The organism is Paenibacillus doosanensis, assembly GCF_025060755.1.
Taxonomy (GTDB): Bacteria; Bacillota; Bacilli; order Paenibacillales; family NBRC-103111; genus Paenibacillus_S; species Paenibacillus_S doosanensis.
The window spans coordinates 56,296-62,427 of the sequence record NZ_JANYUY010000031.1 but is presented as its reverse complement, the minus strand read 5'-3'; the positions used below and the strand labels follow the sequence as shown (position 1 = coordinate 62,427).

Genomic DNA, 6,132 nt, shown 5'->3' with positions numbered 1-6,132 from the left:
CGCGCGCCCGCAGGCGGCGCCATCGCCGGCCGCGCGCAGCAGCCGACTGCGCCGCGGCAGCCGGGCGCGCCTGGCGCAGGAACGCGCGCGACCGGCTCGCAGGCGTCGCGCACGGCTGGCTCGCAGCCAGCGGTCACCCGCGCCGCAAGCGCGCAGCCGCAGTCTTCCGCCCAAGGCGCGGGCGGAAGACAGTCCGGGCAGCCGGGCGCAGCTGCCCGGGCGGACACGGCTGCGCAGCAGCGCCGCGAACAAGCCGCTGCGGGCGGGCAGAGTCAAGCCGCACGGCCTGCGCGCTCCCAGCGGGTATACGTCAAAATATCCGCCGATCACGAGCAGCCTCAGGTGCTGGCCCGATTGAAGCGGATGCTGCTGGAGCACGAAGGGGCGCTGCCCGTCGTCCTGTATTACGAGAAGAGCCAGAAGACGCTCGGCTTGAGCGAGCAATTCAACGTGAAACCGTCTCCGAAGCTGTTTCAGGAGATGGAAGAACTGCTTGGCAAAGACACGGTAAAAGTGAAATAATTGACGTCTCCTCCGCATACATTTAGTAACCCGGGTTGTCTTCGGCGGCTGCAGGCAGCGCAAACCGGCCGGCAAGCCGGCGCCGAATACCGCTAGCCGAAGCGGTTGGCCCCTGGAGTCGGGGTACGAGAAGATGTCGCTGTCCTTACAGCTTGTCCAACCGCAGGCCTAAGGGAACGGGCGAATCCTCATGGTTACCAGTTGTTATGGAGGAGGCGTTGTTTTATGTCGCATCAGCATATTGTGGAGAGATTGCAAAGCAGGGGCGTTACGATCGAACGGATCGCCGACATCGTCTGGAAGCTGCAGCTTCCTTATAACGCTTCGCTCAAGAAGGAAGACTGCATCGACAGCGTGCTGTCCATTCTTAAAAAACGCGAGGTTCAATATACGTTATATACCGGTATTGCGCTTGATGAGCTGGCGGAGCAGAAGCTGCTCCCCGAGCCGCTGCAGTCGATTATGGAGCGGGACGAATCGCTTTACGGCGTCGATGAGACTTTGGCTCTGGGCATCGTTCATGTCTACGGAATGATAGGCCTTACGAGCTTCGGTTATTTGGATAAGGAGAAGATGGGCATCATTCGCGAGCTGAACGACCATGCGACAGGCATCCACGTGTTTCTCGACGATCTGGTTGCCGGCCTCGCTGCGGCGGCTTCGGCGCGGATCGCGCACCGCCATCAGGATCAGTTGGATAAAACGTCCGCTTCCGCGCAGCCTCCGGCCGCCGGCGAGACATCGGACGATTCCGCGTCTTCCGGCGCGGACGATTCCCGGGGTACGGACGGACAATAAACGGATGATTTACGGTTTGCGGACGAAGCTTGTAACGCCTCCCGAACGAATGATAAAGGCTGGGATTATTTCCCGGCCCCTCATATGAGCCCTTTTTTTCAGGAAGCGGGGGGAGCCGCGATAACCCTTTCTTGCGGGAAAAAGTGTAGATATGATATCATTAGTGCATTATGTTCGGGAGGTCTTTTTTCATGTGGACCGTTATTTATATAGCTCCTACAGCAAAGATTGCAGACAGAATCAAGCAGAAACTGACGGAAGAGGGCTTTCTAGTCCAGGTACGGGCCATTAACATGACGAAGAATCAATTTGAAATTTTAGTCCCGGAAGGTGAACTGGAAGAGGTTCAAGATGTGTTGAATTCTATTTTGCATAGATCGTAAGATCCGTGCGGACCGCATTTGAACATCAACCGCGAGCGAGGTGTAGTCGTGTCATTTATAGATTTATTTCAAAAGAAAAGAAAGTACGCTACGGTGCCCAGTACGGACAGGCCTGTTAACCGTGCGGGAGAAAGCGGAGAAATATTGCCGGAAGACAAGCCGAAGCGGGAAATTCCCGAAGGCTTGATGAACAAATGTCCCAAATGCGCTACGATCCAATTCACCAAAGAATTGGAAAAAAACTTGAAAGTGTGCACTTCATGCGGATATCACTTCAAGCTCAGCGCCGTCGAACGCATTCAGATGGTCATGGATGAAGGCCGATTTTTTGAATATGACGCCGAACTTATTTCCGAAGATCCGCTGGAATTCCCGGATTACGTAGGCAAGTACCGCAAAGCGGTCGACGCTACGGGGATGAACGACGCCGTTATTACCGGCGAAGGAACGATCGGAGGTTTCCCTGTTGTCGTAGCTGTTATGAGCTTCGATTTCATGGGCGGTACGCTCGGTTCGGTCGTAGGCGAGAAAATTACGAACGCTATCGAGCATGCCATGCAGAAAAACGATCCGCTTATCATATTTTCTACTTCGGGCGGGGCCCGTATGCAGGAGAGCATTCTCTCTCTGATGCAAATGGCCAAGTCGAGCGCAGCGATCGCCAAGTTTAACGAGCAGGGCGGCTTGTTCATCTCGGTCATTACGGACCCGACGTTCGGGGGCGTATCGGCGAGCTACGCGATGCTGGGCGATTACATTTTGGCCGAGCCTGGAGCCGCATTCGGATTTACCGGGCGCCGCGTTATCGAGCAGACGATTCGCCAGAAGCTGCCGGACAATTTCCAGACCGCGGAATTTAACTTGAAGCATGGACAGGTGGACATGGTGGTAGTGCGCAAAGATATGAAAAACACGCTGACCCGATTGCTGGATCTGCATGTAGTGAAGGGGGAAGTGGCCAATGGCAAGTGAATTGCCCTTTGAGCAGCCGCTGCTTGAGCTGAAGGACAAGATCGAGGAGCTGCGCAAGTTCGGCGCGGAGAAGCAAATCGATTTCACGGACGAAATCGCCCGTCTGGAGCAGCGGTACGAGCAGCTGGCGGCCGAGCTGTACGGCAATATGTCGACAGCCGAGAAGATGCAGCTGGCCCGTCATCCGCAGCGTCCGACGACGCTCGATTACGTCCAGCTGATTTTTACGGACTTCATGGAGCTGCACGGAGACCGCCATTACGGCGACGATCTGGCAATTGTAGGCGGCTTGGCGCGGCTTGACGGGATTCCCGTCACCGTCGTCGGCCACCAAAAAGGCAAGGATACGAAGGATAACATCGCGCGCCATTTCGGCATGCCCCATCCGGAGGGCTTCCGTAAAGGGCTGCGTTTGATGCAGCAGGCCAACAAGTTCAAGCGGCCGATCATTACGTTTATCGATACGCCCGGCGCTTATCCGGGCGGCGCGGCCGAAGAGAGGGGACAAGGGGAAGCAATCGCCAGAAACTTGATGGAGATGGCTTCCTTCGGTGTGCCGATTCTTTGTGTAGTTATCGGGGAAGGCGGCAGCGGAGGCGCTCTTGCTCTTGGCGTCGGCAACCGCGTTTTCATGCTGGAGAACGCGATCTACTCGGTCAGCAGCCCGGAAGCGGCCTCGTCGATCTTGTATAAAGACGCTTCCCGTTCGGGCGAAGCGGCGGCGGCTATGAAAATTACCGCGGACCATATTCACGCGCTCGGCGTTATCGACGGCGTCATTCCCGAGCCGCGGGGCGGCGCGCATCGCGATATGAACCGCCAGGCCGAGGTCATTAAAGAAACTTTAACGAAGCATTTGCAGGAATTGATGCTTTTATCAGAGAAGGAATTAGTTGAAGACCGCTACCAAAAATTCAGACAAATTGGCAGATTCACTTACATTCAGGAGGGTAACCACAACCATGCGTAAAACGAAAATTGTATGTACGATCGGACCGGTGAGCGAATCGCTGGACATGTTCAAGAAGCTTATTGATGCGGGAATGAACGTGTGCAGATTGAATTTCTCCCACGGCGATTTCGAGGAGCACGGCAACCGGATCCGCAACGTGCGTCAGGCTTGTGCCGAGCTCGGCAAAAACGTGGCGATTCTGCTCGACACCAAAGGTCCGGAAATCCGTACCGGCCGTTTGAAAGACGATCAAAAAGTTGAGCTCGTACAGGATAACTTCATTACATTGACGACGGAAGAAGTGCTTGGCGACGCCGAGCGCGTATCCGTAACGTATAAAGATTTGCCGAAGGACGTCAAAGTCGGCTCCACAATCCTGATCGATGACGGCTTGATCGGTCTGGAAGTCGTCGATTTGACCAGCAACGAAATTAAATGCCGTATCGTTAACGGCGGTTTGCTCGGCGGTAAAAAAGGCGTGAACGTGCCCGGCGTCAAAATCAACCTGCCGGGGATTACGGAGAAGGATGCGAACGATATTATTTTCGGTATCGAGCAGGGAGTCGATTTCATCGCTGCTTCCTTCGTGCGCAAAGCGAGCGACGTCATCGAAATCCGTGAAATTCTGGAGCGTCACAATGCGACGCATATCCAGATCATCTCCAAAATCGAAAATCAGGAAGGCGTCGAGAACCTCGACGAAATTCTTGAAGTGTCCGACGGCTTGATGGTTGCCCGCGGCGACCTCGGCGTAGAAATTCCGGCCGAAGATGTGCCTATCGTGCAAAAAGCGATGATCAAGAAATGTAATCAAGCCGGCAAACCGGTTATTACCGCTACGATGATGCTCGATTCGATGCAGCGCAACCCGCGTCCGACGCGCGCCGAAGCAAGCGACGTGGCCAATGCGATCTTCGACGGTACGGACGCCGTGATGCTGTCCGGCGAGACGGCTGCAGGAAAATATCCGATCGAATCCGTTCTGACGATGGCCAAAATTTCCGAGCGCGCCGAAGCGGCTCTGGAGCACCGCGAAATTTTCATCCGTCAAAGCAACGCGCAGCAAAAAACGGTAACCGAATCGATCAGCCAAGCGGTAGCGAACTCCGCGCTCGATTTGGACGCCAAAGCGATCCTGACGGCTACCGAGAGCGGCTATACGGCTCGCATGGTATCCAAATACCGTCCGAAAGCTCCGATCATCGCCGTAACTCCTAACGAGCAAGTGCTTCGCCGCTTGTCGCTTGTCTGGGGCGTTATACCGATCAAAGGCGAGCATTGCCAAACGACGGACGAGCTGTTCGAGCTTGCCGTTGACAGCAGCGTTAAGGCGGGTGTGGTCAGCCTGGGCGATACCGTAGTCATCACGGCAGGCGTGCCAGTAGGCCGCTCCGGAACTACGAACCTCATCAAAGTGCATCAAATCGGCGAAATGATCGCCAAAGGCCAAGGCATCGGCACTCAAATCGCCACGGGCAAGGTCGTAGCCGCCCGCTCCGCAGAAGAGGCTAAAGCTAAAGCGGTAGAAGGCTGCATTCTGGTTACGCTGACGACGGACAAGGATTATATGCCCGCCATCGAGAAGGCGGCTGCGATCATTACGGAAACGGGCGGCATTACTTCCCATGCGGCGGTAGTCGGCATTAGCTTGAGCAAACCGGTCATCGTCGGCGTGGATGGCGCTTTGGGGTTGATCAAGGACGGCGAGGAAGTGTCGATCTATCCGGAAGTCGGCGTTATTTACTCCGGACGCGCCCGCGTTTTGTAATTCCGCGAAGCGAGCTGCATGCTTGCCGCTAGTCCGATTTTAACCAAAACAAGTTTTTCCCAGAGTGAAGTCGACGTTCTTACATCGGTTTCACTCTTTTTTTCTCGGCGTTTGGATTCTAAGCCTAAGTCGCAGCAGCGTGCGTTCCTTTGCGACAGGCGGCGGTTTTCTCATTACAAATAGGCTATAATAGCTTGCAGGAGGATGTTCTGATGTCTCCATCACCATGGTTTGAGTTTACGATCAGAGTGCGTTATCAGGAAACGGATCAAATGGGCGTCGTCTATCATGCGAATTATTTGAACTGGTTCGAAATCGGACGCACCGAGCTGATCCGCTCGCTGGGCATGCCTTATCAAACGATTGAAGAGTGCGGGCTGCTGCTGCCTGTCATCGATGCGGAGCTCAAATTCCGCCAGCCGGCGAAGTACGACGATATCGTCACGATCCGCACGCGGGTGGAGGAGTATACGCATCTGCGGATGCAGTTCGCCTCGGAGATTCGGCGCGGGGAAGAGCTGCTGGTTACCGGCGGCACGCGTCATATATGGCTGAACCGGGACTGGAAGCCGACGCGGATCGACAAGGCGGCCCCGGAGCTGTACAAGCTGCTGCAAAAGCTGCCTGAAGCGTAAAAGACGGAATACTCCCGCCTTCTTTACATAAAATTTACAAAGAACCTAATCTCCGATGACAATGTCGAACTACCATGAAGAAAGCAGAATGAAAACGAATAG

6 protein-coding genes and 1 pseudogene are annotated in these 6,132 nt (G+C 55.1%); all 7 read left to right on the top strand.

What is annotated here, in order from left to right; all coding sequences use genetic code 11:
• Positions 1 to 522 (top strand): annotated as a pseudogene (locus N0M98_RS20835) (DNA polymerase III subunit alpha); the annotation flags it as partial.
• A 225-nt stretch (positions 523 to 747) separates the two neighbouring features.
• The gene (locus N0M98_RS20830; RefSeq protein ID WP_249865201.1) at positions 748 to 1,320 is read left to right on the top strand and encodes a phosphatidylglycerophosphatase A family protein; all 573 of its coding nucleotides are present in this window, start codon (positions 748 to 750) and stop codon (positions 1,318 to 1,320) included.
• A gap of 191 nt (positions 1,321 to 1,511) precedes the next feature.
• Positions 1,512 to 1,703, top strand: coding sequence for a hypothetical protein (locus N0M98_RS20825; protein ID WP_028548091.1), 192 nt, complete (start codon positions 1,512 to 1,514; stop codon positions 1,701 to 1,703).
• 48 nt (positions 1,704 to 1,751) lie between these two features.
• Positions 1,752 to 2,675: an acetyl-CoA carboxylase, carboxyltransferase subunit beta gene (gene accD / locus N0M98_RS20820; protein WP_249865200.1), complete on the top strand. Its 924-nt coding sequence runs from the start codon at positions 1,752 to 1,754 to the stop codon at positions 2,673 to 2,675.
• On the top strand, positions 2,665 to 3,645 hold the full coding sequence (accA, locus tag N0M98_RS20815) for an acetyl-CoA carboxylase carboxyl transferase subunit alpha (RefSeq protein WP_249865199.1): 981 nt from the start codon (positions 2,665 to 2,667) through the stop codon (positions 3,643 to 3,645). Before accD ends, accA begins: the two co-directional genes overlap by 11 nt.
• On the top strand, positions 3,638 to 5,395 hold the full coding sequence (gene pyk / locus N0M98_RS20810; protein ID WP_249865198.1) for a pyruvate kinase: 1,758 nt from the start codon (positions 3,638 to 3,640) through the stop codon (positions 5,393 to 5,395). Before accA ends, pyk begins: the two co-directional genes overlap by 8 nt.
• Positions 5,396 to 5,607: 212 nt before the next feature.
• Entirely contained in the window at positions 5,608 to 6,030 is a 423-nt protein-coding gene (locus N0M98_RS20805) for an acyl-CoA thioesterase (RefSeq protein ID WP_259619026.1), read from the top strand.
• Positions 6,031 to 6,132 lie beyond the last annotated feature (102 nt).